We start from the raw sequence: 25,831 nt of genomic DNA, 5'->3' as shown, positions 1-25,831 counted from the left end.
TGTTTATATATGAAAAGCGTATGATTTAAACGCATTTAAAAATAGTGTCATGGATGATGCCTAAACTTTTACAAGATCTCTCCTTTCCTGCCATCATGGCGGGTTTTATTACCTGCATGATTGGGATCAGCGTATCCGCGGTACTGGTCATTGAAGCAGCGCAAAGTCTGGGTGCAAATGCAGCGCAAATCAGTTCCTGGTTATGGGCACTCGGTATAGGTATTGGGGTTTCCGGCTTGCTGCTTTCCTGGAAATATCGTTATCCGATTTCCACCGCCTGGTCGACAGCCGGTCTGGCGTTAATTATTGCCTCCGCAGGCCATTACAGTCTAGCCGAAGCGATTGGCGCTTTTCTGATTTGCGGCATCCTGATTGCCTGTCTGGGATTTTTCGGAATATTTGACCGGATTTTTCAGTTTATTCCGCAAAGCCTGACCAGTGCCATGCTGGCTGGTGTCTTGCTGAAATTTGGGATTTCGGTATTTAGCAGCCTACAACAATCCTGGGGCTTTGTGCTTACCGTACTGGCGATTTACCTCATTTCTAAAAAGCTCAGTACCCGTTATAGCATTGTCATTACCGTACTGCTTGCAATTGCACTCTGTCCGTTCTTTATCGATTTTACGCTCCCAAGTTTGGACTGGAGCATCGCCCAGCCTGTATGGACCACACCAGAATTTAGCCTGCAAGCTATTTTAGGACTGGCTCTTCCGCTGATGGTGATTAATCTGGCATCGCAATATTTACCAGGCCTGGCTGTAATTAAAAGTTATGGCTATCCACCCAAGGTAAATTCGATTTTAGGCTGGACGGGCCTCACTCAGGCACTACTCGCTCCCTTTGGCTGTTTCAGTGTTAATCTTGCTGCAATTAGTGCAGCAGTCAGTCTGGATGCACAGGCACATCCTGATCCAGCTAAGCGTTATATCGCAGGTATGAGCTGTGGTCTGTTTTATATTCTGATGGGTTTCTTCGCTGCGACCCTGACCAGCTTATTGATGGCTTTTCCGGGTATTCTCATTACGGTTCTGGCCGGCATTGCGCTGTTTGGCACCATTAGCCACAACATTGCACTGGCTTTTCAGGACAGTCATGACCGGGAAGCCGCACTGATAACCTTTCTGTTCAGTGCATCCAATATCCAGTTTTTCGGCATTGGTTCCGCTTTCTGGGGCCTACTGCTTGGTTTGATGGTTTATTTACTATTTAAGCTTAAACCTCAGTTGGCTTAAATTTATAAAAGTAGAGATGACTTATATCTATCTTTTTTTAATGCCCTGCTGCTTGAGAAAACAGATTAATGACCACTACACCGGAAATAATCAGGGCAATACCGATAAAAGCAGGAAGATCCAGCGCCTGCTTAAATACAATATAACCAACAATGGCCGTGAGAATGATCCCCACACCGGCCCAGATCGCATAAGCAATGCCTAAAGGAATCACCTTGATCACCTGAGACAGCAAATAAAAGGCGATACAAAATAAAACGACCACCGCTAAAGAAGGCCACAAACGGGTAAAGCCTTCAGATTTCACCAGAAATGTAGATCCAGTGACTTCGGCAATAATGGCCAAACCCAACAAAAGATATGCCCAAGTTGCAGGGTTCATTTATTCATCCTCCAAATCTGTCTTTCCTAAACCAAAGCTTAGTTATGGTCTTAAGAAATAAATTTTTTATAAGTTTATGTTGAGAGGCGAAAGCTGATGCAAAAAATCCAGCGTCTTGATAAAAGTCTGCTGACTTTCTTTCTTGCCCATAAAGAACTGATATTCATGAATCAGCCAGGCTTTAGATTCGGGATAAAAAACTTCTGTCACTGGAACCTGCTGCGCTTTTAAAGCTTTGATAAAAGGCAAGGATTGGGTATCAGTCAGAAAGTCCTTGTTGCCCCCGCTAATGAATACTGGCGGATACGACGGCGTAATATACTGGATTGGAGAAATACGTTTGAGAAACTCGGCATCATTTTTACGGTCACCTGTATAGGCCTGAATCAGGCTATATACGCCCCACTCTACGATCTTCATTTCATCAGGTGCAGTACTGGCAAATGACTCCAGGTCATAAATACCACAGTGCAGAATCAGACCTTTAAGCTGAGAGGGTTGCAGATAAGGCTGAAAATCAGATTGTTTGGCGAAGTCAGGATTTGTTAGAAGCGCAGCATAATGGCTGGCCATATTCGCACCGGCAGAATCTCCGGCCAGATATAAATTCTGGGCATCAATCTGGTATTCGGCTGCATGTTGAGTAATAAACTCCAAAGCCTGATCAATCTGATGTAACTGACTTGGATAAATCGCTTGAGGTGCAAACTGATATTGAACCGATACCACATTATAACCTTGCGCAGCCAGAAGTTTAAAATAACCCCGAGCATGTTCTTTTGAACCAGAAATCCAGCCACCACCATGAATCCACACAATAGTTGGTTGGGGGCCAATACTTTCGATATTTTGCGGTTGATACAGATCCAGAGAGAGCTTTTTCTGCGGTGCATAGATCATATTCTGATGCACGATGACCGAACCTGGTGCATAGCGATCTATCACCTTTTGCTGCATCCCTGTGGTCAAATTAAAAGCACCGGCAATGACCCGGCTATTTTGTACAGTATTTTGACAGCCTGCCAGAATAATTGAACAGAGCAGCAATAAATGAATGACAAAGAACCTCAAAACCTTCCCCTCGATCAGCCAAAAAATAAGCTTAGGCAGTTTAAACTATTCCCAGAAAAACAGCGTCATTTATCCTGTTATTTTTGATCAATAAAACCTGAATTCCTAGTTTTTCGCTCTGTTTTTTCTTTAATCAAATCTCTGCTTTCACGTGAAAAATATCTGTAATTTAAAGATTTTTTGCCATTTTTCAGCTTTTTGCAATTGCACCCTTGGGTGGACTGTGCTATCAATAAATCAGAGCGTAAAAGACACACAACATGCGGAGAAAAATCATGGCTTACCAACATATTTTAGTCCCAGTAGACGGTTCAGATATTTCCTTTTCTGCAGTTCGACATGCAGCCAAAATTGCCAAGGCATTTGGCAGTAAACTTTCCCTGATCAGCCTGATTGCAGAAGACCCTTTTACCGAAGCTGACTTCTACTACAGTTCAACCATCATGAAAGAGTATTTTGCTCAGGCTCATGCCAATGCAAAAAATGCCCTAAAAGAAGCCACTGCGATTGCAGACGGTGAAGGTATAGAAGCAGATTCCCGCATTGTGACTGGTCTGGTGAATGCCGAACATATTGCTGAGACTGCAGAGGAAACCCAAGCCGATCTGATCGTCATGGGTTCACACGGTCGTAAAGGCTTCCAGAAAATGATTCTGGGCAGCTTTGCACAAGATGTTTTGGGCGCCAGTCAAATTCCGGTGTTAATCGTTAAAAAATGATCTGATTTGCGCATCTTCAAGGTGCGCAACTTTTTCAGGCAGTGTTTCTGTCTAAACCCTTCTACAGTGAACCTCCATTTTCTAAATGACCATTTCACTGCATATTCTAAAAATGAGGAGGCACTATGCAAAACTATGAACATATTCTTGTCGCACTCGATGAATCCTCGATGTCCTATGCTGCAGCTGAACATGCCCGTGAGCTGGCCAAAGCTTTTAGTAGTAAGGTGACATTGGTCAGTATTATTGCCGTAGATCCATTTAAAGGCGTGGACTTTTATAAGGTTGCTCCCGCAGTCACTGACTATTTCATGCAGGCAGAACAACATGCACTGGATCTTTTAAATGAGATCAAGGCAAATTTTGTGCATGATGGTACGCAAGTCACGACTAAAATCATTCATGGTATGACACCTTCTGAAGGAATTCTTCAGGCAGCGCAGGAAGTTCCGACCGATCTGATTATCATGGGATCACATGGCCGTAAAGGTCTGCAAAAACTAATGCTGGGTAGCGTGGCACAGAATGTTCTTTCCCAGTCCGAGATTCCGGTATTGATTGTGAGATCGTAAAGCAGACAACAAAAAAAGCCTGCTATGCAGGCTTTTTTTAGCGAACTTTTTGATTCAGTTCGTTCAGGAAGAGTTCAGCATCCAGCTGGCTATTAAATACTTTTTTGTATTCTCCAGCTTGCTGAATAGAATGCGGTGTATATTGAAGGGAGATTTCAAACAGACCAGTCGCAGCATTTCTGCTGACATGAACCGCAATAATATGCCGAGTATTTAAATAAAAACCATCTTCGATTTTCACCAACATCTTGAATAAGACCTCTAGTATATCAATTTGAAGATTTCTTCATGTTTAATAGAAAAGTATAGTTTTACTTTCCTGTCTAGCCTCTTACTGTAAACCTTTTATGTGGCTGATTTCGCATTATAGGATTTTAAATGTGTTTAAATTCACCATTTAAAATAAGTAAATAATAAAAAGCCGGATCAGATGATCCGGCTTTTTACATAATGATCTTATACGCTTAACATGCTGTTCAATGTCTCAGAGACATTTTTCGATTTCACCTGTGGTTTTAAAGCTTCAAGTTGTGCTTTGACTTCACTGCGTTGTGGTTCAATCAGTGTATACCAGCGTGAAAGCACCTGAAGCAGACGTGAACCGACAATCGGGTTTTTCTGATCCAGATATTTCGCCAGCTCGATATAATGCTGTACACCAAAACTCCAGGTATTGACCGGATTGGCATTCAAACCGCCACTCACTGCACGAATACGGTTTGGCACTTTCAAGTCATAATCTGCATGCTCAGTGAGTGCTTTAATTGTTTCTGCAGTCGCTTTTGGATGAGCGGCTTGCAGCATGAACCATTGATCCAGTGCCAGCGCTTCATCTTTAAAGCGGTTATAGAAATCATCCAGGAATGCTTTGGCTTGAGGGGCATCATTCCATACCAGCACACGCAAGGCACCTAAACGTTCAGACATGTTGCCTGTGTTTTGGTATTGCTGCTCTGCCAGTTCAAATGCACTTTCATCACCTTGACGTGCAATCAGCATCAACATGATATTTTTCAATGCACGTACACCCATCGCTTGGGAGAAATCTGACTGCAATTCAGGATCCAGACTCAGATAGATTTCTTTAGCTGTGGCTCCAAAGGCACGTGCCAATTTATGCAGCAAGGCATCACGTTTTTCCTGAATCATGGCTGGATTATAGTCTGTATCAATACGGCTACCCAGGTAACCTTCAGCCGGCACATCAAACAGACGGGAAGCCAATAGCGGATCTTTCTGAATCAGATCAGGCAAGGTATTTAGCATTGCCTCGATATAGATTTCAGAAGGTTGATCATCCAGCAGAATGCGTTCTAATAAAGTCTGGGTCGCCTGCCACTGGTTAAAACCATTGGTTTCATATTGCAACAGGAACGCCAGTTCTTGTTCAGAGTAATCAAAATGAAGATCAACGGGTGCAGAGAAGTTACGCAGTAAAGAAACAACCGGCTTGCTGGTTATACCGCTAAACTCGATGGTCGCTTCATCCTGATCAAATAGATACACCCCATCTTTGACGCCATTTTCAAATAAGGCATCAGAGTGCAGGCTCAGCTGCTCGCCTGTAGCCGCATCAAACAAGGCCAAAGCCACTGGAATCGGAACAGCTTTCAGATTCGGATATTTCGGATGAGCTTTCAGACTTTGCTTAAAGCGAAGACGATAAGTTTGTGCATCTGCATCATACTCACCTTTTGCGACCAGTTTTGGTGTACCTGGCTGGTTATACCAAGTCAGGAAGTTTGATAGATCCACACCTGAACCGGCAGTCAATGCAGCTACCCAGTCTTCAACCGTTACGGCCTGACCATCATGACGGCGGAAATATTCATCTGTACCCTGACGGAATTTTTCTTTACCGAGCAAAGTCGCCATCATACGGTTAATTTCTGCACCTTTTTCATACACGGTCGCCGTATAGAAGTTATTAATTTCTACAAAATGATCCGGACGCGGTGGATGCGATAAAGGGCCAGAATCTTCCGGAAACTGATGCGCTTTCAGGACTGCAACATCATCAATACGTTGTACCGCAGCAGACTGCAAATCTTCCGAGAAAGACTGATCACGGAATACAGTCAAACCTTCTTTCAAACATAGCTGGAACCAGTCACGACAAGTAATCCGGTTACCCGTCCAGTTATGGAAATATTCATGGGCAATCACGGACTGTACACGCATGATGGCAGCATCAGTTGTATATTCTTCATCAGCCAATACGCATGAGGTATTGAAGATATTCAAGCCTTTGTTTTCCATCGCTCCCATGTTGAATGCGCTGGTTGCTACGATCATGTAATTATCAAGGTCATATGGCAGACCATAATGCTCTTCATCCCAACGCATGGAATGTTTTAAGGCTTCCATCGCGATTTTGCATTTTGGAATATCTTTTTCCTCGGCATAGATTTCCAGTGCCACATCACGACCTTCTGATGTGGTATAGCGATCTTTCATTACTGCCAGATCACCAATGACGCAAGCAAATAAATAGCTCGGCTTTTTGGTTGGATCTTGCCAAAGTGCATAGTGACGGTTTTCATCCACTTCGCCAGTTTCAATCAGGTTACCGTTAGCCAGTAGAACCGGATACTTTTTGTCAGCTTCGACACGAGTGGTAAATACAGACAATACATCTGGGCGGTCTGGATAGAACGTAATTTTACGGAAACCTTCCGGTTCGTTCTGAGTGACGAACAGATCTGAACTGGCCTGATACAGACCCTCCAGCATGGTATTGCTTTCTGGATGAATCTTGACGACTGTTTCAATGGTCGCCTGATCTGGAGCATTGCTAATCACCAGTTGCTCAGTATCCAGAATATAATCTGATGCATTTAGTGGCTGACCATTTAACTGAATCGATTGCAGTTCGAGGTCACGACCAAGTAATACCAGATCACCTGCTGTTTGACGCTGCATCTCCAGTTTGCTGCTGACCAGCGTATGATCGTCATAGACTTGAATATTCAGGTCGATTGAATCTACAACAAAAGAAGGTTTTTGATAGTCTTTTAAATAAATGGTTTGATCTGCTTCGATCACCGGATTCGCCGCGATATTCATATAATGTCCTGATCCTTTATTGCACAGCTTCTAAGGCCAAAGATTGTCAATGTATTGATCATACGCCTTGATCTTGAACCTGTCTGTGCGTTTCATTTGTATTGTATATGGGAATAATTACTGATCTTTTCAATTGAGCTACATCAAAATATACGATAATCGCCTTATATTTGCCCGATATCTAAAATCCCCCTCTGTAAAACAACTTAAAGATAGAATAAAAAAAGCCCTCATCTGCACTGTATGATTCCTCTATGCATGTTTCCTGCACATGCAAAGTATTATTCCAATATTAAAATTTACTGCCTGAGTTCAGGACAACCTTATCCAATTTAGATGCTGGGCGCTGCAAAACCTGACTTCTAAAAGATTAAGTTCTGATTAATCTGCGTTCTGAATTTCACTTTAAATGCACAAATGACACGCACCAGTTTGAATGCATTTTGTCTCACCCAACAGCAATGGCAGGATTCAAAGAAAGATATATGCCAAGTTTTCAGTAAATATCATATTTTTTTATATTTTCTTATATGCTTGATTTAAAAATATATAATTTATGATTAATAGCAATTCCGAAATATTGATTAAAAAAATGAGCATGGTTTTTGCTACAGTCTAAGTGTGTTTTCTCCAAGCGCAAAAATCCAAGAATAACGACAACCAAGAAATTGAGGTGAGCTATGTATTTAAAACAGCATGTGGTACGGATTGAAAATCTTAAAACACTTCAGGTTCTGGATCAGGCCAATATTGACCATAAAGTCATTGCCCTGTTCATGAGTTCTGAAGGCGTTCAGCTACAAGCGCATGAGGTTAGTGCGATTTTGAATACTTATGATGCACTCGGTGCCAAAAAGGTTCCATCCAAAAAAGTGCAGGCGTTGATTCAAGCGAAACATCAAGGAGAGGAAGACGAAACATTACCCTGCCCCGTTTAAAAAACGATGATCAAGTTTTCTTGAATACAGGGCTACTTCGGTAGCTCTGTTCGTTTAAAGCTCTCTTCTCCTGAAATCTGCTGCATTAAAAATATTGTCAAATGACGCGTGACTTTGATGAGCTGTGTATAATCGCAGTTTCTCTTTATTCTGGAGTTGTGCGCAATCATGGTATTCAACGTTCTGCAAAAACAGCTTGATGAAAGTACGCAGTGCCCGCTATGTAAGGCCTCCATGTACTGGATCGAGGCAGAACAGTATGATCAGGACATTACTTATCATGAATGCAGCCACTGCCAGCATCAGCTCTATACCGACCAGAAACACAACTGTTATTGCGATCAGTGTCTGGCTCAGCGTAAACGTATGCTGAAAGAAGTCCGTTTACAGGAAAACCGGAAAATTTATAAAAAGCAGGATCGGCATGAATATGAGCTTAATCAGCTCAGCTTTATTAACAAACTGTTTCTGCTCTCGATTCTGGATGAACAGGTTCAGGAACATAGCCAGCATCAGGAATATATTGACTGGCATGCCATTAAATATTATTCCATCAGCCCGAATTACCTGTATCAGCATGGTCTGGTCAAAAATCTGCTGAAAGATCAGATTCTAGTTCCTAGAGATATTCAACAAGAGAATCAGCAGTACTATATTAATGTACGTCTGGATGGCTATTCTGAGCCAAGCCTGTTTAGTATTACCCAGCAGTTGCGTTTCTGGTTCTATGAAAATCTGAGTAAAGGCGTGCCTTTTAAAAGTGCGGATGAAGTCAAAGATGCACTGTATTGTCTACTGTATCAGGAAGTCATTCAATTCGCTCAGTTCTATTGCCGTAGCTGGGGTATCCAGATTGCGGGCAATCAAAGTTTTCAGGCTTTCTGCTATCGCCTGCTTGATGTTTTGGCTGTGGGACAGATTTATTATCTCGTGCAATCGGCCCTCGAATATCTGTATCAGCAGAAAGCTTTAAAACCACGAAATGAAAATTTCATTAATACCAATTTACTGAAAAAGACCCTACAGCAATATCGGGAACGTTCAGTGAATGAAAAATGGGAAACCTCAATTCTGCCTCGTCCACCACAATTGCCTTTGAGCAAAATGAGCAGCATTCTGTTTTTCCGCTTTCTTGGTTATGATGAAAATATTTTCTTCCAGCCGATCTGGCGTTCATGGCAGAAGATTGAACCACGCCTGAAATTTTATTCACAAAAACGCTGTATGCATTGCGGCTCAAAAGAGCTTACTGTTGAATATGATGCCAGCGATTATGTCAGCCTGTTATGCCGTAACTGCAAACATCAAGACCATTATTTTACCCGCTAAGCATTTAGCAGCTCTATTCATATTTGAAAGATCAGGATGATGAATACTTCCGTGCAACAATTACAAAATACTCTTCTCGATCAGATCTGTGAAGCCTGGTCATTGCTTCAAGAGCAGCAACCATTGGTGCATGTGATGACCAATGCGGTGGCCAGCAACTATGTGGCCAATATCTTGCTGGCTGCGAATGCTTCGCCCGCTATGATTGATAATCCTTTTGAAGCAGAGAGCTTTGTCAAAATTGCTGGAGCGCTCAGTTTAAATTTGGGAACGCCGACTACCGAACAGGTCGAGGCGATGCAGATCGCTGCTAGAACAGCATACAGTATCCAAAAGTCATGGGTACTAGATCCTGTTGGTTATGGAAATGTACTGCATTGGCGTTCAGGTGTTGTGGATCAGCTCATGACCTATCAACCCACAATTTTACGGGGGAATGCTTCAGAAATTGGTGCTTTGGCAGGGAAAAATATCGAGTCCAAAGGCGTCAATAGCACTGTTGATAGCTCAGAAGTTTATCTACAGGCGCAGTCCTTACTGGAACAATGTGAATGTATCGCTATTTCAGGTGAGTCTGATTACATCATTTCCAGAGATTATCCGGTGATTCAGGTTTTAGGCGGTTCATATTTACAGCCGCGCGTCACAGCAACTGGATGTGCCCTAGGCGCACTGATTGCAGCTTATAGTGCAGTCAGTTCTTCTGCGATCGCAGCACTCTCTGCTCATGTACATTTTGCAATCGCCGGTCAATTGGCTTTTGCCAAAGCAGCAACCTTAGGTCATTTTAATGCTGCATTTATCGATGAGATTCATCAATTGAACATAGAAACGATCCGTCAATATGCAGACTTTCGGATTTTAGCAGATTAAGCATCAGTCGGGTGTTTTATAATGAACACATGGAACACCCTATTACACTATTCAACTTATTTTTTAGATAATTAAATTCAGCTTTAATCTGGCAAAAATAATTTTTCAAGCGCTCAAGCTCAGTATTGTGTAAGCTTTGGATGAGCTTTTGTATCTCAAATTTGACTAATATCTTTCAAAATTACGTGAAATATATATTTTACCAATTAGTCAAATTCACACTTATTTTTAAACTTTATTTAAATTTGTTTAATAATTCTAAACAAAGCATATCTGCAATTTAATACTTCATTAAGATTTCTTACTTCTAAGCCAGTAAAACCTATTACTCATTCTTGGCTTTCAAAATATTCAATACTCCATTTAGCCTGAAGAATAAGCTTAGGTGAGCATTAATATCTAAGTCATAAAGAAGATTCAATAAAAAAATCAGTTGCCCTTAAGCAACTGACTCAAAAAAATAATAAAGACAGGCGATTAACCCTGATAATGGATACTCACCGATTTAATCCGGTTATTTTCGATTTCCATCACCTTGAATTGAACACCTTGGTAGTTCAGTTCAGTACCTACCTCGACCACACTACTGGTTTTATCCAGAATCAGACCAGCAACACTGATATAGCCTGCATCTTCATCAATCAGATCCAGCATACCGAGCTCAAGTTCTAACTGGTACAGATCCAGCATACCGGACGCAATCCAGTGTGTATCATCAACTTTGACCAGATCCAGCTGCTCATCGGCATCTGGGAATTCACCGGCAATTGCCTCAAACACGTCTAGCGGTGAAATCAGACCTTGTACATGACCAAATTCATCACTGACCAGTACCAGAGAGCCTTTTGATGTGCGCAAGGTATTAATCGCGTCAATCACTTTCATTCTTTCAAAGATATAGATAGGGCGATGACGCTTGATCAAAGCTTTTAATTCTTGCGGTTCATCCAGTACATCTAACAGTTCTTTGGCACGAACGATGGTAATCACCTTATCCAAACTGCCCCGGCAAACCGGAAACAGGCTGTGGGGTACAGAAAGGATTTTTTCACGGATCTGTTCCGGACTATCCTCCAGATCGACCCAGGAAATCTGGCTTCGTGGGGTCATGATCGATGCTACAGAACGCTCTGCCAGGGTCAATACTCCGCCAATCATATAGCGTTCTTCATCCGCAAAGGTTTCCTGCGCTTCATGCTGAGTAGTACTTGTGGTTTCAAGCTTGGCACCCATCAGTTGAAGAATACTGTTAGCGGTACGATGACGCAGCGGAATCTTGGCTTCATGCTTCGCAGCATTGCGCTGACTAAACTGGTTAAAGGCTTCAACTGCAATTGCAACACCAATACCAGAGTAGATATAGCCTTTCGGAATATGGAAACCGAAACCTTCTGCCATCAGGCTGATCCCGATCAGTAACAGGAAGCTCAAACATAGAATCACAACTGTCGGATGACGATTCACAAAGTTAGTCAATGGCTTAGACGCCAGTAACATCACGGCCATCGCGATAATCATGGCTGCCATCATGACATAGATATTATTGACCATACCTACGGCAGTAATCACTGAGTCTAATGAGAATACAGCATCCAAAATGACAATCTGAACCACAACGGCTGTAAAGCCCGCATATGCCACCTTGGTCGTGACCTGTATTTCAGGCTTGCCTTCAATTTTTTCATGAAGTTCGGTAACGGCTTTATAGAGCAGGAATAAACCACCAAAGAGCAGAATCAAATCCCGTCCGGAGAAGGTCCAGTTAAATAATTGAATAATCGGTTGAGTCAAGGTGACTAACCAAGAGATTGCGAACAGTAGGCCTAAACGCATCAACAAGGCTAAGGATAGACCAATCACACGGGCCTTATCACGCTGTTCAGGAGGAAGTTTCTCAGCCAGAATGGCAATAAAGACTAGGTTATCAATACCTAAAACGATTTCGAGAATAATAAGAGTAATTAAACCAACCCAAATTCCGGGGTCTAATAAAAATTCCATTAGAACACCATCCCGTTTGAGTATGTAAGCAACGAATATGGAAGATCAACGCACGGCGAGGGATCCATTTAATTTAACCTTTTCGACTTAAGATGTATCTATTATGCATAAACTTATGATTTTTGAACAATAAAATTTATGAAAAACTGTTGCACCGCTTTGCCTCTCCTCATTCTAAAATCTTTTAATTTTCAAATCATTGGCCTGAATCTGTTATGTTCTACATAACTCATTACAAATTAAAGAAAATTTAGGCTTCTTTTTGACCCTAAGCGCATTAAATCTATCTGATAGAAGCCTGAGATATAAATTACTGTTTCTCTTAATATTCATATCTAATCATGCATCATAAAATATTGAATCATCCACTATCCTGCTACGTCCCTTAAATCCACTTATCTAAAGACATATTTTAAATATGGATTTTTTTATTAAAATAGTTCATATACGTTATAAATAGTTAGTCGTGGGATCAAAAGATGCATAAGTTTCTCATCCAAAACGGTTTTATTAGATGGGTGACCAACTTAAATGTACTCGCTCTAGCTTTCGATCAGATTTGAGAAATCCGAATCTGCATCGTGCTACAGATTATAAAATCTATCAGAGCATTCATTTAAACAGCATCGATTTTGAATTGTATTTCCGCATACTCACCAAAAGTAAGATATGCGCAGGTCGGCCATTTATCCATATGGTTTGCCAATCTAGTTCTTATTCAGACTCTAAATTTAATCTGGAGTCTTAAGATTTGCATGTCATATCAATGCCATTCATCTGGATAAAGACAGTTACAATTTGCCCCGATTGATCTACAACACATAAATCACCTGATTTTTTTGATGTTAAGAAGATCTAACAAATGCAATCTCGTTAACATTTTAAAAATAAAGGTTGAAATATGTATAAACTTTTACATAAAATGTCAGTGCCCTAGAAAAATAAATAAAAGGAACATTTCATGACTAAAAAATATGCAAAATTTTTACCTTGTGCAGAACACTTTAATTTAGAAAACTTTCCATACTACTGGGTGACTCAAGTTCATGCCCAATATGTCCTAAATGTAGATCATGCACTTAAAAAGTATGGTGTCGATAATTCACGTCGCCGTATCTTGCTTGCTCTTAAAGCCAAACCACATGCCAGCGTTTCTGACCTGTCAGAAATGGTCGTATCTAAAATGTCGACAACCACCAAGATCGTTTATCGCTTAAAAGATGAAGGTCTGGTTGAGACCTATTCCTGTGAAGACGATGCTCGTATTACCCGTGTCGTGCTGACTGAAAAAGGAATGGAAATGACACATAAAATTAATGACCTGACCAATGTTGTACTGGAACAATCATTTGAAGGGCTAACCCCATTACAAATTGAAAAAACTATGGAAAGCTTACGCCATATCTTTAAAAATTTGGCTCGTTAAGTATTTTTCAATTTTGTATTTAGCTGGCGAGATCAATAACACCTTTTATAATAATTAACGATCCGCCATTGCTTTCTAGGCTTTAGGAATCAAAAAAGTTCAGCTGTGGACTGGCTTTTTTGATTCTTTCTTTTGGTACATGTGAACATTCGAACTCCTCTACTGGAAATCCTTGTACAAAGCTGCGAATATCCGGTTGCGTTAGATTCAGCCATTCATGTAAACGTTCATGTGGAATCACAATGACTGAACGTTTAATATTTCCCGGCTCATGAAACTCTTTCATCATGAGATGGTCTATTGCATCCATCGTAATCATACTGGCTGAACGTACGATTTCATCCTGCACCCGTGCAATTTCATACAGTGCCGCAATAAAGGTCGCCTTTCCATCTTTACGTCTGACGCCCCAGCGCTGTGGTTTATTATCAAAATACTTTGACTCATAAAATTCCGAGACGGGAATCACCCCAAACTTGCATTTGGCTGTCGCTTCTGCAAAGGTTGGTTTTTGCAGCAAAGTTTCATTTCTGGCATTGTAGGTTTTTGTCCCAATCGTTTTATCCTCTGCCCATTTGGGAATAAAGCCAAAGTTAACCAAGCGCCATTCCAGACCTTGATCAGATTGAAATAACAAGGGGGTAGCATAATTCGGATAGACTTCTTCCGGATATTCAAAGGGAATTTCCGGCAAGCCCAGATCATGTATTTGCTGCGAAGTTAAAGGCTTAAAGTTGGCACACATGCTTAATCAGACAGATCACTTGATGTTCTGATTATAGCTTGATGCCAAGCTTAAACCTGTATGGATTATGGATAAGTTTCTATCATTTAATATTATTCACTAGGTACAGTCAGCCAGTGAGTACGGGTGAATTCCTTAAAAATCCAGCGTCCATTGAAACGCCCAAGTCCAGAGTTTTTCTCTCCCCCAAACGGAGCATTGGCTTGATCTGCCACACTAATACTATTGATATGGGTCATACCGATATCAAGCTGTTCTGTAAAATGAACACCACGTTCAATATTCGAGGTACAAACCGCACTGGATAAGCCAAAACGGGTATCATTGGCCAGCTTTAAGGCATGTGTTTCATCACGAGCTTTCAGTATTGGTAGAATCGGTCCAAAACTTTCTTCCTGAGCCAGTGGAGATTCAGGTGCTACCCCAGTAAAGATATGTGGATAGACCAGATTACCTTCTATACCCCCTTCATATACTAGCTCTGCACCCTGCTCTTTTGCACTTTGAATAATCTGCTGATGTTTTTTGACCTGACTCTGATTGATGATCGGACCAATAATGGTTTCTTCTAAATTTGGATCACCTACAGCAACAGTTTTTACCCGTTCTAAAAGCTTTTCCACATAGGCATCATAGACGGACGCATCGACAATGACGCGATTAGTGCTCATACAGATTTGCCCCTGATGCATAAAGCGTCCCATAATTGTCAACTCTACTGCCAGATCAAGGTCTGCATCATCCAGAATCACCAGTGGCGCATTTCCGCCCAGTTCCAGCGCCAGACGTTTAATCCGAGGGCTGGCTAAGGCTTTGCTTCCTACATTTTGTCCAATTTCAGTAGAACCTGTGAATGAGATCATTTTTGGAATTGGGTGCTCGACAAAATAGTCACCGATTTCACTGCCTGCACCCGATACCACATTGAGCACACCTGCAGGTAAGCCAGCTTCTTCAAACAATTTGCCTAATAAGGTTCCACCTGTCACTGGTGTATCACTTGCTGGCTTGAGTGCCACACTATTTCCACAGGCAATCGCTGTTGCTACAGAACGCATGGATAAATGAAATGGAAAATTCCAGGGGCTAATGACACCAATCACACCCAAGGGTTTACGCAGTACCAGACTTTTACGTTGTGGATCTTTACTCTCCAGCTGTTCAGTCTTGATCTGCTCCGGAAATTTTTGGCTTTCCTGAATAATAGATAGAGCAGCGCCAACTTCCAGACCAGCCTTAAAACGGGTACTTCCAGACTCAAGAATTAACCAGTCAATAATTTCATCCTGACGTGCCTGAATTACCTGTTGTAGTTTTTGCAGGATTTGCTGTCTGAACTCTACTGATTTAATGACACCCTGCTGGAAGGCTTTATCAGCTGCCGCATATGCCGCATCAACATCTGCAGTACTAGCCGCCTGTAAAGTAAAGATCGTATCTTGGGTGTAGGGATTCAAATTCTGAATCATTTTCTGGGAACGACCGGGTTGCCACTGACCCGCAATAAATTGCTGATCCAAATTTTGATATGCCATGCTGTTCTTCCCTGCAATTTATTGATTTGCTTTTACTTTAGCAGAGCCATTTCAGGATGGAAGTGACAGCGACGAATTGTTACGCTTTTATCTTGAGCTTTCTAAGTGAATGGAAATTATTGATCCATGAATCTCATTCTTTGCTGTCTAAATCTTCCAGTACGTCAGCCCAAATACGATTCTTATAAGTTAAAAATTGAGAATTAAATTGAGTCTTAAATGCCATTATCCAAAGCTCTACAGCTATCCAGCATGAGGAGCTGTAAACGCTCATAGGAATTGCGATTGGTATATATAAAGCTAATATTCAACAGATAATTATTATTAAAGTTCTCTCCCTTAACCTTGCTCTGCTCTGTTTTAGGTGTTCAATCAGTTAATTTACATTCCAAAAATACATTTTTAACCTTAGATCTTATTTAAGATTTAAGAGCAATAAAAAAAGCCTCCGAAGAGGCTTTTTCAAGTTACAGGATTAGTCACCTGTATAACCTTTAAGTTTTAAACGTGCTGCATGTAGAAGCGGCTCTGTATAACCTGATGGCTGTTCACCACCTTTAAAGATCAGGTCAGAAGCAGCCTGGAATGCAATGCTGTTGTCAAAGTCAGCAGCCATTGGCTTGTACAGTGGATCATTCGCATTTTGCTCATCCACGATTTTCGCCATGCGTTGCATTACTTCTTCAACCTGTTCACGCGTTACAATTCCGTGACGTAACCAGTTGGCAACGTGCTGAGAAGAAATACGTAAAGTTGCACGGTCTTCCATCAAGCCCACATCATTGATGTCTGGAACTTTAGAACAACCTACACCCAGATCAACCCAACGAACGACATAACCCAAGATACCTTGGCAGTTATTTTCCAGTTCTTTTAGTTTCTCTTCTTCAGACCAGTTGGTATCAGTTGCAAGAGGTGGAGTTAACAAATCATCTAAAGGCAATGCTTCAGTTGCAAGCAATTCTTGCTGACGGTTTGCTACATTAATTTGATGGTAGTGAATCGCGTGAATCACTGCACCTGTTGGAGACGGAACCCATGCACAGCTTGCGCCTGCTTCAGGATGTTCAGTCTTGGTTTTGTACATGTCTAACAGCATGTCTGGTTTTGGCCACATGCCTTTACCAATCTGTGCTTTACCACGTAGACCCGTTTGCAGACCTACCATCACGTTACGGTTCTCATAAGCTGGGAACCATTTTTGGCCTTTGATTTCGCCTTTACGAACGAATGGCCCTGCTTCCATGAAGGTATGGATTTCATCACCTGTACGGTCCATGAAACCAGTATTAATAAAGATGGTACGGTCTTTTGCCTGAGCAATACCGTTTTTCAGGTTAACCGAAGTACGGCGTTCTTCATCCATGATACCGATTTTCAGGGTTTTCGCAGGTAAGCCAAGCGCCTGTTCAGCACGTTCAAACAGCTCAACCGCAAATGCAACTTCTTCTGGACCGTGCATTTTTGGCTTAACGATATACATAGAACCGGTACGTGAGTTCTTGATCGTATTCTCACCACGGATATCAGCCACAGAAAGCAATGGAGTTACCAATGCATCCATGATGCCTTCATAAATTTCTTCGCCATCTACAAGGATCGCTGGGTTTGTCATCAAGTGACCAACGTTACGAAGCAGCATCAATGAACGACCATGAACCTTGGTCTCACCGCCTTCAACATTTTTGAAAGTACGGTCAGCATTGAGTTTACGGGTAATGGTCTTGCCATTTTTCTCGATAGACTCTTCAAGCGTACCCTTCATCAAGCCTAACCAATTACGGTAGCCTTCTACTTTTTCTTCAGCATCAACTGCTGCAACAGAGTCTTCCAAGTCCTGAATCGTCGTTACAGCTGCTTCAAGCACAACGTCTTTTACGCCTGCTGCATCTGTTTGGCCAATTGGGCTGTTTGCATCAATCTGGATGATTGCATGCAGGCCGTTATTTTTTAGTACGATTTCAGTCGGCGCAGAAGCTTCGCCATTGTAACCAACGAATTTAGAGCTATCCGCAACAGTTGTGGTAGAACCGTCTTTCAGCGTTACAACCAGCGCATTACCTTCAACTGCATATTTGGTTGCATCAGCATGTGAACCTTGTGCCAGAGGGAATGTTTCATTTAAGAAGTTTTTCGCGAATGCAATTACTTTCTCACCACGTTTCGGGTTATAGCCTTTACCTTTTTCAGCACCATCTTCTTCAGAGATCACGTCGAAGCCGTATAAAGCGTCGTATAAAGAACCCCAGCGTGCATTCGCTGCGTTCAGGCAGTAACGCGCATTACGTACTGGAACTACCAACTGTGGGCCAGCCAATAGTGCAATCTCTTCGTCTACATTTTCAGTGCTGATCTGGAAATCTTCTACTTCTGGTAATAAGTAGCCAATTTCAGTCAAGAAAGCTTTGTAAGCTTGTAATTCAAATGTGTTATTGCGATGCCATTCATCAATTTTAGCTTGAATATCATCACGCTTAGCCAAAAGTGCTTTGTTTTTAGGGCTAAGATCAACAACGACTTGTTCAAAGTTCTTCCAGTATGTTTCGCTGTCCAAACCAGAACCTGGTAGTGCTTCATTTTCGATAAAATCGTAAAGTTCTTTAGCAATCGCTAACTTGCCTTTTTGAATACGTGCAGTCATTGTCTTTCCTGATATTGCTACTTTTTATACAAGAGATTCTAGTATACCGATTAAAATCTAGCTGAATAGTACTATCACACCGCAAAATAATGAGCATTTTTCTAATAAGAATACCCTCATATCCTTATTAAATGATGTCTCACACGATGCAATATCACCCTGCTAAATACCCTCATGACAGTGTATAAAGTTTTTGAAATGTAGAAATTAGACTTAAGTTCAGAATTTTGAATAAAAGTTGTCCGTTCTTTTTATACAAGGTCATATTTAGATCAAGATTAAGCCATGTTTGGCTGAACTTGTCGATCTTTGATGCAATGAAATGCATAAAAAAGCGCCGGTCATGACCAGCGCTTGTTGTATTTATTCAGGCTCGCTCGAAGCTATTTTCTCGATCTGGCGATGTTCAGAATGCAGGTATTCATCTGACTGCATTTCCAATAAGCGTGAACGAGTCCGTTCAATTTCGAAAGCCAGTCGCTCACCTTTATAAAGATCAACGATATTATCTTCTGAGGTCAATAGTAATTTGACTCCACGGTCATAAAATTCATCGACCAGATAAATGAAACGGCGTGTGGCATCATTCAGGAAATCGGTTAAATGCGGCACATTGCTGACTAATACCGTATTGTAAATATTCGCAATTTCAATGAAGTCAGCTGGGCTACGCGGTTTTAGACACAGTTCAGAGAACTCACACCACAAGACATCTTCAGTATGGGCTACAGTTTCCACAATACGGTTATTGATGATGATTGACTCTTGAGAAGAGATTTGGGTTTGAGTCAGTGCAGTATAGCGATGTGCCAACCAGTTTTTATTGTCATGCGTTAGTGGATATTTGAATAACTGTGCCTGCTTTAAGACACGTAAACGGTAATCCACACCGGCATCTACATTCAGAATGACACAGTTTTTCTTGACCATTTCAATGGTTGGCAGAAAACGGTCACGGTGAATCCCATTTTTATATAAACCATCTGGCGCAATATTCGAAGTCGCCACCAGCGTAATGCCACGCTCAAACAGCTTCTGGAACAGATCACTCAGGATCATGGCATCTGTCACATTAGATACAAAAAATTCATCAAAGCAGATCACCACAGCATCTTTATAAATCTGATCCGCTACCAGATCTAGCGGATTGCGCTGACCTGAAAGCTTGTTTAACTCACGATGCACATGCTGCATGAAATGGTGAAAGTGCATACGGGTTTTACGGCGAAATGGAATCGACTCATAGAACTGATCCATGAGCCAGGTCTTTCCACGACCGACTCCGCCCCACATATATACGCCTTTTGGCGAAGTCTGACGACGGAAGCGACGAAAGGCTTTTTTAGAAGCTTTGAAGCGCTGAATTAATTCCAGCCAGGTACGATTCAGCTCATGTACTGCCATGGCCTGTGCATCATCAGGCATAAACTGTCCTGAAGACAAAGCCTGTGCATAACGTTCTGCAGGAGAGATCGGACTAAAAGCGGTGCTGTGCTGTGAATTAAAATCGGACATAGGTTTCGTACTATTCAGGATCTGTTTAATTATAGCGGAGTTTAGAACGCACACTATAACACTTTGGCATTAACTAACTTAGGCTATTTTATATATTGCCGAGGACTTTGTCCAAACCAGCGCTTAAAGGCATGGTTAAAAGCAGCCGGTTCGGAATAACCCAATAACTCTGCAATCATTTCAATCGAATACTGTTTATATTCAATGAGTCGTAAAGCTTTATCTTTAATAATCTCTTCGCGAATCTGTTTATAACTGGTATCGAACTGCTGTAATTGATGGCGTAAAGTACGTTCTGGAATATTCAGAGCCTGAGCCGTTTCAGCCATACTCGGCATCAAACCGGTTTGCAACTCCAGATAATCCTGTACTCGCTGTACCACAGTTGGGACATCAGCATCTTCTGCCAGACGTTCCAGTTCAGCCAGACACTTTGCCTCATAAACTGCAAAGGTCTCCGCATCTGCTGAAGGAATCCGGATATCCAGAATGGCCTCATCAAACCAGAATGCAGCTCTTGCAACACCAAACTGTACCTGTGTTCCATAATAATCACGATAGATTTTCTGGGTAGCAGATTGTTCCGGTGCGGCGAAAGGCAGTTCAATCTGCAGGTCAGGTTTGGACAGGCCCATCATCTTGTAAATATCGCGAATGAACTTGAATGTACCTGAAATCTCAGCTTGCGCGACCAGCATTCCCAGATGGTCTTCCGTTTTCTTGGGATAATAGCAAAGCGCACTGTGGTACTCACTTTGCTCCAGTCCCAACTGGCCGGTAAGATGCGTCAATTGCTGAAAACGAATTACCTGATGCATCGCATCCCGTACGGTTGGACTGGTCACCAGCAACATCAGCAAAGGCCCATAACCTGCCAATGCATAATGCTGGCCGATCGATAAACCCTGTTCTGGCTGGATATCCTGACCCACCACCTTGAGCACATCATATTCCACGCTTGGGTGAATGATTGAAGTCGGATCAAGCGCATCAACACGCAAGCCGATATTTTGCAGTTTTTGATCGACCTCTATACCAGCCTTGCGCATGCCCTGGATCAGATACATCAGACTGAGAACAGAACGTTTCATAACTATACGAATACAATGTGATAGCTCTAGTTGTACTATAAAAATAAACCGTCGGCTATTGCCGTTTAGATCAATTTTATATCTAATAGCCAGTTAATAAATCAAGATAATTATCCATTATTAAAATAAGCAAGGAATGCGAAGATGCTGGACAATACACGCCTTACCCACACTCATCCTTATACCAAAGTGGCCATTATCGGTGCCGGTTTTGGCGGGATAGCGATGGCAATACGTTTACAACAGTAAGGCATCCATGATTTTATTATTTTAGAAAAAGATAGCGATTTTGGGGGAACCTGGCGCGATAATCAGTATCTGGGAGCGGCCTGTGATGTGCAATCACATATGTATTCCCTTTCCTTTGCACCCAAAACTGACTGGTCAAAACGCTATGCCGAAGCACCGGAAATTTTCAGCTATATTCAAGATTTAGTCAGTCATTATAATCTTCGGGCTTTTGCTCGGCTGAATACCGAAGTACTTGGGGTTCATTACCAGTAAGACCGATGCTTATGGTAAATCCATCTGCAGGATCAAAGCATTCTGGAAGCTCAGTTTGTAGTATTTGCCTCTGGTCCTTTACATGTTCCTCAAATTCCCCATATTACGGGCATTGAAAAATTTAAGGGTAAAATCTTTCACTCTTCTCACTGGGATCATCATTATGATCTCAAGGGAAAAAATGTTGCATCGATTGGGGCTTGTGGCAGTGCAATTCAATATATCCCTAAAATTGCACCCAAATGCAAACAGCTCTATGTCTTTCAACGTACTGCGGCTTGGGTTATTCCACGGGATGAGCGCCTATATCATGACCTGGAAAAAAAGCTGTTTTCCAAATATGAATGGTTCCGCAAGTTACACCGGATTCGTCTGTACTGGTCTAATGAGTCGCGTGTAGTGCCTATCGTTAAACCAACTGTCATGAAATATGCTCAGAAACTCGCAGAAGCTTATATTCGCTATCAGGTCAAGGACAAGGAAACTGCCAAGAAATTGACCCCAGATTACATCATGGGCTGCAAACGGATTCTGGTGTCTAACCAATACTTCCCTACCTTTAACCGTAAAAATGCGGAACTAGTGACTGAAGGTATTCGTGAAGTGACCGAAAACAGTACTATTACTGTAGATGGTAAAGTACGTCCGATTGAGTGCCTGATCTACGGTACCGGATTTATTACCGATCCAAGAATTTATCTGAAAAATTTCGATTGCACTGGCCTGAATGACATTCACTTAACTGATGTCTGGAAAGATGGTGCCGAAAGCTATTATGGAATCTGTGTTAAAGGTTTTCCGAATCTGTTCCAGCTATTAGGACCGAATACTGTGTTGGCACATAACTCAGTGCTTTTTATGATTGAAGCGCAAGTAAGTTATATCCTGCAAATGATCGCCCTAGTAGATCAATCACATAGTAATGCGATTGTGGCCAAAGATCAGGTACAGGAAAAATTCAATCAGGATGTCCAACATATGCTGGACAATACGGTCTGGCAATCTGGCTGTATCAGCTGGTATCAACAAGAAGGTGGGAAAAATTTTGCCTTATGGCCCACCTATACCTGGAAATACTGGCTCAAAACCAAAACCCTTAATGCAGCAGATTATTATTTTTTAAATAAAGCCAGTTAAAAGTCCCTCACATTCATAGGGCTAGCGATGGCATAATAAAGACTGATTTATCATACTTTTTTATTATGCAATCGCTTTGGTTAGTATCCCAGCTTCTGGTCTGTTTAGCGCTTGGTTTTGTTTTTGCAAAACGGCTTCCTGCTTCACTCACGAAAATATGCTTTAAGGTTCTTCCATATTTCAGTTATATTTTGCTGATTGCCATCGCTTTTGAGTTTTCTGAGCTTCTGACGGAATTACCTTACCCTGCCCAGATTCTAAATACCTCTATTACAATTGCTTTTCTCACCTCTATTGGGGCATTTGGCTGTTGTTATCTGCTATTTAAATGGGCAGATTTCCAGCCTTCTTCTGGACGAGTCTCGACTGAGCTAGTGATTAAATCACTAATCAATATCAGTTATGCATTCTTTGCCTTAGCTGCTGGCTATCTACTACATTATAGTTTCACTCAAATGGGGCTTTCTGTTCAAATCAGCACTTGGCATTTATTACTGGTCTTTATGTTTCTGATTGGACTGGATCTTGCCTACTCACCACTTGACCGCTCATGGTTAAACTGGAAAATCCTGCTGGTTCCGGCAGGTTGTATTGCTGGTTCATGCGTGGCTGCAATTGCCTATTCTTTCTGGAATCCGGATATTCATTTAAAAGACCTGATTATGCTGTCGCAAGGTTATGGTTTTTATTCCATGTCGGGTGTTGTCATCACGGAACTGAGAAATGCAGAACTGGGTAGTATTGCCCTGATGAATGACCTGTTTCGGGAAATTTTTGCGATTTTACTGATGTATTGTGCCGGCTGGCGTTACCCAAGATCAGCAATTTCTGCTGCAGGTGCGACTGCGATGGATGTGACTTTACCCATGGTCAAACAGGCTTGTGGCAATGATTTTATTCCACATGCCATGGTGAGCGGTTTTATTTTATCTATATTGGCGCCAGTAGCGGTAAGTGTGTTGGCGGTAATTTAAAAATACCTCCCGACCTCCCTTTCATAAAGGGGGATTTAGGGGGATTCAATTAGAAATAAAATAAACTACGGAATATTAAAAATTCAAATCAACCCTACTCAATGAATCCGCTACTGTCTCCATCATCTCTGAAGCGAGTTCTACAATATCTATGCTATCAAGGCCTGACATCCAGTCCCATGAACCCGACTGTGCCTGTTGTTTATATTTTTCCTGCTGTTCGAACTGTTCTGCTATTTTTTCCATTTCCAGCCTTTGTTCTAGCATTTTTTGTTCTGGTGTCTTTATTATTCTCATTTGAAATTCCTTTTTATTTTTATACAGCTTTTCTCAATGTATAAAAAAAGCCTTTCATATGAAAGGCTTTTCAGCGGGTAGCCGGAATTACAATGTTGCCAAAATATCTTTTAGAGTTTGACGAGGATTTTCCGACTTGGTAATTGGTCGACCAATGACCAGATGTGTTGAGCCATCCAGCATTGCCTGTTTTGGTGTCACAATACGTTTTTGATCGTCTGCATTTGAACCTTCAGGACGAATCCCAGGAGTGACCAGTGCAAAGTCTTGTCCAATGCTTTCACGCAGCATTTTCGCTTCTTGTGCGGAACAGACCACTCCATCTAAGCCACTGTCTTTAGTCAGTTGAGCCAGACGTTTTACATGTTCATTAGGTTCAATATCCAAACCAATGTCTTTCAGGTCTTCGCGTCCCATAGACGTTAATACAGTTACTGCAATAAGTTGAGTTTTATAGTTGCCTGCTTTTAAACGCTCAACACAGGTCTCCATCATTTTACGACCACCTGAAGCGTGGACGTTGACCATCCACACACCCAAGTCTGCCGCGGCACATACCGCTTGTGCAGTGGTATTTGGAATATCATGGAACTTCAGATCTAGAAATACATCAAAACCTTTATCCTGAAGTGCTTTTACAATGATAGGACCTTCATGAGTAAATAACTCTTTGCCCACTTTTACTCGGCATAAGGCAGGATCGAGCTGCTCTGCAATCCTTAAGGCATCAAATTGACTTTTAGCATCCAGTGCAACGATGATACTCATGAGAAGACCCTTCAAATTGACAAAATTAAACCATTATACGGATTAGCCCTATAACAACCAAGAATATTTTCGCAAAAATGATTTTTTTAATTCAAATTAAGTCATTTATTTATATAATTTTTATATAATTTTCTAAATACCATTAAACAATAAAAAACGCCTTAGAAGCTAAGCTAAAAGGCGTTCGATCAAAACAGGCGAAGTAAAGATTCGGTAGATTACTTCTACTTGTCATTTTCGTTTAAAGCGGTGCCGATGGCCTGTCATTAGAATTAATATCTAATACTGTTTTCTCATGTCGTGTATGAGCCGCCGCTTCTGCTGCCATCATCTTGGCAGTATTCAACTGTTCTTTACGTAGATGCTCAATATCTTTACGTAGTCGTTTAATTTCCCAATTGTTCTGAAAAACGCGGAAAACCTGCACACCGAGTAACAAGCCAACCACTATTCCTAAGGAAAGAGTCAAAAGGAGCAATAACCCTAAACGCATTGCAGGAACTTGAGTAAATAACAAGTCCACTGAGACCTCAGTCCCGTTTTGCAACACCAAAGCTAATGAATAGCCAAAGACGAGCAATAAAAGAATGACCAGAACGTAACGCATGAACACCCCGTAAATATCTTGTTTATTTGCTTGCGGATTCGTTTACTGCATCACGAAGTGCTTTACCTGGCTTAAAGTGTGGAACAGCTTTTGCTGCAACTTCAACAGATTTACCAGTTTTAGGATTACGACCCACGCGAGGCTCACGATGATGTAATGCAAAGCTGCCAAACCCGCGAATCTCAATACGGTTATCAGATGATAAAGCTTCAATCATTTGATCAATCATAATTTTAACTGCTTCTTCCACTAAAGGTTCAGCCAAATGCGGATTCTTTAGCGCGATGCGCTCTATTAAGTCAGACTTATTAAGTGCTTCAGTAGTCATCTGCGACCTCTTTAATTATCAAGCTACTCGGGATCTATTTTCCGATAATAACCTGTTTAAATACAAAACGGTAGCGCAAT

Annotated in this window: 22 protein-coding genes and 1 pseudogene; 9 read left to right on the top strand and 14 right to left on the bottom strand. The window is 41.6% G+C overall.

Annotated features, from left to right (window positions below):
- Positions 1 to 56: 56 nt before the first annotated feature.
- On the top strand, positions 57 to 1,232 hold the full coding sequence (locus B3143_RS01960) for a benzoate/H(+) symporter BenE family transporter (RefSeq protein WP_034703547.1): 1,176 nt from the start codon (positions 57 to 59) through the stop codon (positions 1,230 to 1,232).
- 37 nt (positions 1,233 to 1,269) lie between these two features.
- Here the strand turns inward: B3143_RS01960 and B3143_RS01955 are convergent, their stop codons facing one another.
- Positions 1,270 to 1,614, bottom strand: coding sequence for an SMR family transporter (locus B3143_RS01955; protein ID WP_005236073.1), 345 nt, complete (start codon positions 1,612 to 1,614; stop codon positions 1,270 to 1,272).
- A 66-nt stretch (positions 1,615 to 1,680) separates the two neighbouring features.
- Positions 1,681 to 2,685 (bottom strand): alpha/beta hydrolase, encoded by a 1,005-nt coding sequence (locus tag B3143_RS01950; protein ID WP_034703541.1) that lies wholly within the window; start codon positions 2,683 to 2,685, stop codon positions 1,681 to 1,683.
- A 275-nt stretch (positions 2,686 to 2,960) separates the two neighbouring features.
- Here B3143_RS01950 and B3143_RS01945 point away from each other — a divergent pair, with 275 nt between their 5' ends.
- Together B3143_RS01945 and B3143_RS01940 are read left to right on the top strand one after the other, a co-directional pair.
- On the top strand, positions 2,961 to 3,404 hold the full coding sequence (locus B3143_RS01945) for a universal stress protein (protein ID WP_004783941.1): 444 nt from the start codon (positions 2,961 to 2,963) through the stop codon (positions 3,402 to 3,404).
- Positions 3,405 to 3,529: 125 nt separating this feature from the next.
- Positions 3,530 to 3,976: a universal stress protein gene (locus B3143_RS01940; protein ID WP_004783943.1), complete on the top strand. Its 447-nt coding sequence runs from the start codon at positions 3,530 to 3,532 to the stop codon at positions 3,974 to 3,976.
- Positions 3,977 to 4,013: 37 nt separating this feature from the next.
- Here the strand turns inward: B3143_RS01940 and B3143_RS01935 are convergent, their stop codons facing one another.
- Positions 4,014 to 4,223 (bottom strand): hypothetical protein, encoded by a 210-nt coding sequence (locus tag B3143_RS01935; RefSeq protein WP_004783945.1) that lies wholly within the window; start codon positions 4,221 to 4,223, stop codon positions 4,014 to 4,016.
- 209 nt (positions 4,224 to 4,432) lie between these two features.
- Positions 4,433 to 7,042, bottom strand: coding sequence for an aminopeptidase N (gene pepN, locus B3143_RS01930; protein ID WP_034703543.1), 2,610 nt, complete (start codon positions 7,040 to 7,042; stop codon positions 4,433 to 4,435).
- Positions 7,043 to 7,722: 680 nt separating this feature from the next.
- Here pepN and B3143_RS01925 point away from each other — a divergent pair.
- The 3 genes from B3143_RS01925 (at position 7,723) to thiM (ending at position 10,182) form a co-directional block, all read left to right on the top strand.
- The gene (locus B3143_RS01925) at positions 7,723 to 7,980 is read left to right on the top strand and encodes a hypothetical protein (protein ID WP_004783954.1); all 258 of its coding nucleotides are present in this window, start codon (positions 7,723 to 7,725) and stop codon (positions 7,978 to 7,980) included.
- Positions 7,981 to 8,148: 168 nt separating this feature from the next.
- Positions 8,149 to 9,309: a hypothetical protein gene (locus tag B3143_RS01920; RefSeq protein WP_034703545.1), complete on the top strand. Its 1,161-nt coding sequence runs from the start codon at positions 8,149 to 8,151 to the stop codon at positions 9,307 to 9,309.
- A gap of 39 nt (positions 9,310 to 9,348) precedes the next feature.
- On the top strand, positions 9,349 to 10,182 hold the full coding sequence (thiM, locus tag B3143_RS01915) for a hydroxyethylthiazole kinase (protein ID WP_034703548.1): 834 nt from the start codon (positions 9,349 to 9,351) through the stop codon (positions 10,180 to 10,182).
- A gap of 477 nt (positions 10,183 to 10,659) precedes the next feature.
- Here thiM and B3143_RS01910 read toward each other — a convergent pair whose 3' ends face one another.
- Positions 10,660 to 12,183: a TerC family protein gene (locus B3143_RS01910; RefSeq protein WP_034702321.1), complete on the bottom strand. Its 1,524-nt coding sequence runs from the start codon at positions 12,181 to 12,183 to the stop codon at positions 10,660 to 10,662.
- 961 nt (positions 12,184 to 13,144) lie between these two features.
- On the opposite strand from B3143_RS01910, the gene B3143_RS01905 reads away from it, so the two are divergent.
- Positions 13,145 to 13,609 (top strand): MarR family winged helix-turn-helix transcriptional regulator, encoded by a 465-nt coding sequence (locus B3143_RS01905; protein WP_005236095.1) that lies wholly within the window; start codon positions 13,145 to 13,147, stop codon positions 13,607 to 13,609.
- Positions 13,610 to 13,691: 82 nt separating this feature from the next.
- Here B3143_RS01905 and B3143_RS01900 read toward each other — a convergent pair whose 3' ends face one another.
- From B3143_RS01900 to B3143_RS01880, 5 genes are all read right to left on the bottom strand, one after another.
- The gene (locus B3143_RS01900; RefSeq protein ID WP_034702319.1) at positions 13,692 to 14,354 is read right to left on the bottom strand and encodes an SOS response-associated peptidase family protein; all 663 of its coding nucleotides are present in this window, start codon (positions 14,352 to 14,354) and stop codon (positions 13,692 to 13,694) included.
- 92 nt (positions 14,355 to 14,446) lie between these two features.
- The gene (locus tag B3143_RS01895) at positions 14,447 to 15,889 is read right to left on the bottom strand and encodes an aldehyde dehydrogenase family protein (protein WP_034702316.1); all 1,443 of its coding nucleotides are present in this window, start codon (positions 15,887 to 15,889) and stop codon (positions 14,447 to 14,449) included.
- Positions 15,890 to 16,364: 475 nt separating this feature from the next.
- A complete protein-coding gene (locus B3143_RS01890; RefSeq protein ID WP_286739310.1) occupies positions 16,365 to 18,530 on the bottom strand; it encodes a malate synthase G in 2,166 nt (721 codons plus the stop codon).
- Between the two features lie 363 nt (positions 18,531 to 18,893).
- Complete coding sequence (gene zapE / locus B3143_RS01885; protein ID WP_034702312.1) at positions 18,894 to 20,045, bottom strand: cell division protein ZapE; 1,152 nt, start codon at positions 20,043 to 20,045, stop codon at positions 18,894 to 18,896.
- An 83-nt stretch (positions 20,046 to 20,128) separates the two neighbouring features.
- Positions 20,129 to 21,136 (bottom strand): helix-turn-helix domain-containing protein, encoded by a 1,008-nt coding sequence (locus tag B3143_RS01880; RefSeq protein ID WP_034702310.1) that lies wholly within the window; start codon positions 21,134 to 21,136, stop codon positions 20,129 to 20,131.
- A 144-nt stretch (positions 21,137 to 21,280) separates the two neighbouring features.
- Between B3143_RS01880 and B3143_RS01875 the strand changes: the two are divergent.
- Together B3143_RS01875 and B3143_RS01870 are read left to right on the top strand one after the other, a co-directional pair.
- Positions 21,281 to 22,777: pseudogene (locus B3143_RS01875) on the top strand (flavin-containing monooxygenase).
- A 65-nt stretch (positions 22,778 to 22,842) separates the two neighbouring features.
- The gene (locus tag B3143_RS01870; protein ID WP_004783979.1) at positions 22,843 to 23,751 is read left to right on the top strand and encodes a lysine exporter LysO family protein; all 909 of its coding nucleotides are present in this window, start codon (positions 22,843 to 22,845) and stop codon (positions 23,749 to 23,751) included.
- A 75-nt stretch (positions 23,752 to 23,826) separates the two neighbouring features.
- Here the strand turns inward: B3143_RS01870 and B3143_RS01865 are convergent, their stop codons facing one another.
- The 4 genes from B3143_RS01865 to B3143_RS01850 form a co-directional block, all read right to left on the bottom strand.
- Complete coding sequence (locus B3143_RS01865; RefSeq protein ID WP_034702308.1) at positions 23,827 to 24,048, bottom strand: hypothetical protein; 222 nt, start codon at positions 24,046 to 24,048, stop codon at positions 23,827 to 23,829.
- Between the two features lie 87 nt (positions 24,049 to 24,135).
- Positions 24,136 to 24,816: an orotidine-5'-phosphate decarboxylase gene (gene pyrF / locus B3143_RS01860; protein WP_004783982.1), complete on the bottom strand. Its 681-nt coding sequence runs from the start codon at positions 24,814 to 24,816 to the stop codon at positions 24,136 to 24,138.
- A gap of 241 nt (positions 24,817 to 25,057) precedes the next feature.
- A complete protein-coding gene (locus tag B3143_RS01855; protein ID WP_004783984.1) occupies positions 25,058 to 25,423 on the bottom strand; it encodes a lipopolysaccharide assembly protein LapA domain-containing protein in 366 nt (121 codons plus the stop codon).
- A gap of 22 nt (positions 25,424 to 25,445) precedes the next feature.
- A complete protein-coding gene (locus tag B3143_RS01850; RefSeq protein WP_004783986.1) occupies positions 25,446 to 25,751 on the bottom strand; it encodes an integration host factor subunit beta in 306 nt (101 codons plus the stop codon).
- Positions 25,752 to 25,831 lie beyond the last annotated feature (80 nt).

Source organism: Acinetobacter sp. UBA1496 (assembly GCF_002324975.1).
Taxonomy (GTDB): domain Bacteria; phylum Pseudomonadota; class Gammaproteobacteria; order Pseudomonadales; family Moraxellaceae; genus Acinetobacter; species Acinetobacter variabilis.
Note: the sequence above shows the minus strand (reverse complement) of the source record. Positions and strands in the feature narration are given on the sequence as shown.

Bases quoted from the DNA above. Each gene is read 5' to 3' on its own strand.
- B3143_RS01960 (WP_034703547.1), top strand. From the start codon at position 57: ATGCCTAAACTTTTACAAGATCTCTCCTTTCCTGCCATCATGGCGGGT.
- B3143_RS01955 (WP_005236073.1), bottom strand. From the start codon at position 1,614: ATGAACCCTGCAACTTGGGCATATCTTTTGTTGGGTTTGGCCATTATT.
- B3143_RS01945 (WP_004783941.1), top strand. From the start codon at position 2,961: ATGGCTTACCAACATATTTTAGTCCCAGTAGACGGTTCAGATATTTCC.
- B3143_RS01940 (WP_004783943.1), top strand. From the start codon at position 3,530: ATGCAAAACTATGAACATATTCTTGTCGCACTCGATGAATCCTCGATG.
- B3143_RS01935 (WP_004783945.1), bottom strand. From the start codon at position 4,223: ATGTTGGTGAAAATCGAAGATGGTTTTTATTTAAATACTCGGCATATT.
- pepN (WP_034703543.1), bottom strand. From the start codon at position 7,042: ATGAATATCGCGGCGAATCCGGTGATCGAAGCAGATCAAACCATTTAT.
- B3143_RS01925 (WP_004783954.1), top strand. From the start codon at position 7,723: ATGTATTTAAAACAGCATGTGGTACGGATTGAAAATCTTAAAACACTT.
- B3143_RS01920 (WP_034703545.1), top strand. From the start codon at position 8,149: ATGGTATTCAACGTTCTGCAAAAACAGCTTGATGAAAGTACGCAGTGC.
- thiM (WP_034703548.1), top strand. From the start codon at position 9,349: ATGAATACTTCCGTGCAACAATTACAAAATACTCTTCTCGATCAGATC.
- B3143_RS01910 (WP_034702321.1), bottom strand. From the start codon at position 12,183: ATGGAATTTTTATTAGACCCCGGAATTTGGGTTGGTTTAATTACTCTT.
- B3143_RS01905 (WP_005236095.1), top strand. From the start codon at position 13,145: ATGACTAAAAAATATGCAAAATTTTTACCTTGTGCAGAACACTTTAAT.
- B3143_RS01900 (WP_034702319.1), bottom strand. From the start codon at position 14,354: ATGTGTGCCAACTTTAAGCCTTTAACTTCGCAGCAAATACATGATCTG.
- B3143_RS01895 (WP_034702316.1), bottom strand. From the start codon at position 15,889: ATGGCATATCAAAATTTGGATCAGCAATTTATTGCGGGTCAGTGGCAA.
- B3143_RS01890 (WP_286739310.1), bottom strand. From the start codon at position 18,530: ATGACTGCACGTATTCAAAAAGGCAAGTTAGCGATTGCTAAAGAACTT.
- zapE (WP_034702312.1), bottom strand. From the start codon at position 20,045: ATGTCCGATTTTAATTCACAGCACAGCACCGCTTTTAGTCCGATCTCT.
- B3143_RS01880 (WP_034702310.1), bottom strand. From the start codon at position 21,136: ATGAAACGTTCTGTTCTCAGTCTGATGTATCTGATCCAGGGCATGCGC.
- B3143_RS01870 (WP_004783979.1), top strand. From the start codon at position 22,843: ATGCAATCGCTTTGGTTAGTATCCCAGCTTCTGGTCTGTTTAGCGCTT.
- B3143_RS01865 (WP_034702308.1), bottom strand. From the start codon at position 24,048: ATGAGAATAATAAAGACACCAGAACAAAAAATGCTAGAACAAAGGCTG.
- pyrF (WP_004783982.1), bottom strand. From the start codon at position 24,816: ATGAGTATCATCGTTGCACTGGATGCTAAAAGTCAATTTGATGCCTTA.
- B3143_RS01855 (WP_004783984.1), bottom strand. From the start codon at position 25,423: ATGCGTTACGTTCTGGTCATTCTTTTATTGCTCGTCTTTGGCTATTCA.
- B3143_RS01850 (WP_004783986.1), bottom strand. From the start codon at position 25,751: ATGACTACTGAAGCACTTAATAAGTCTGACTTAATAGAGCGCATCGCG.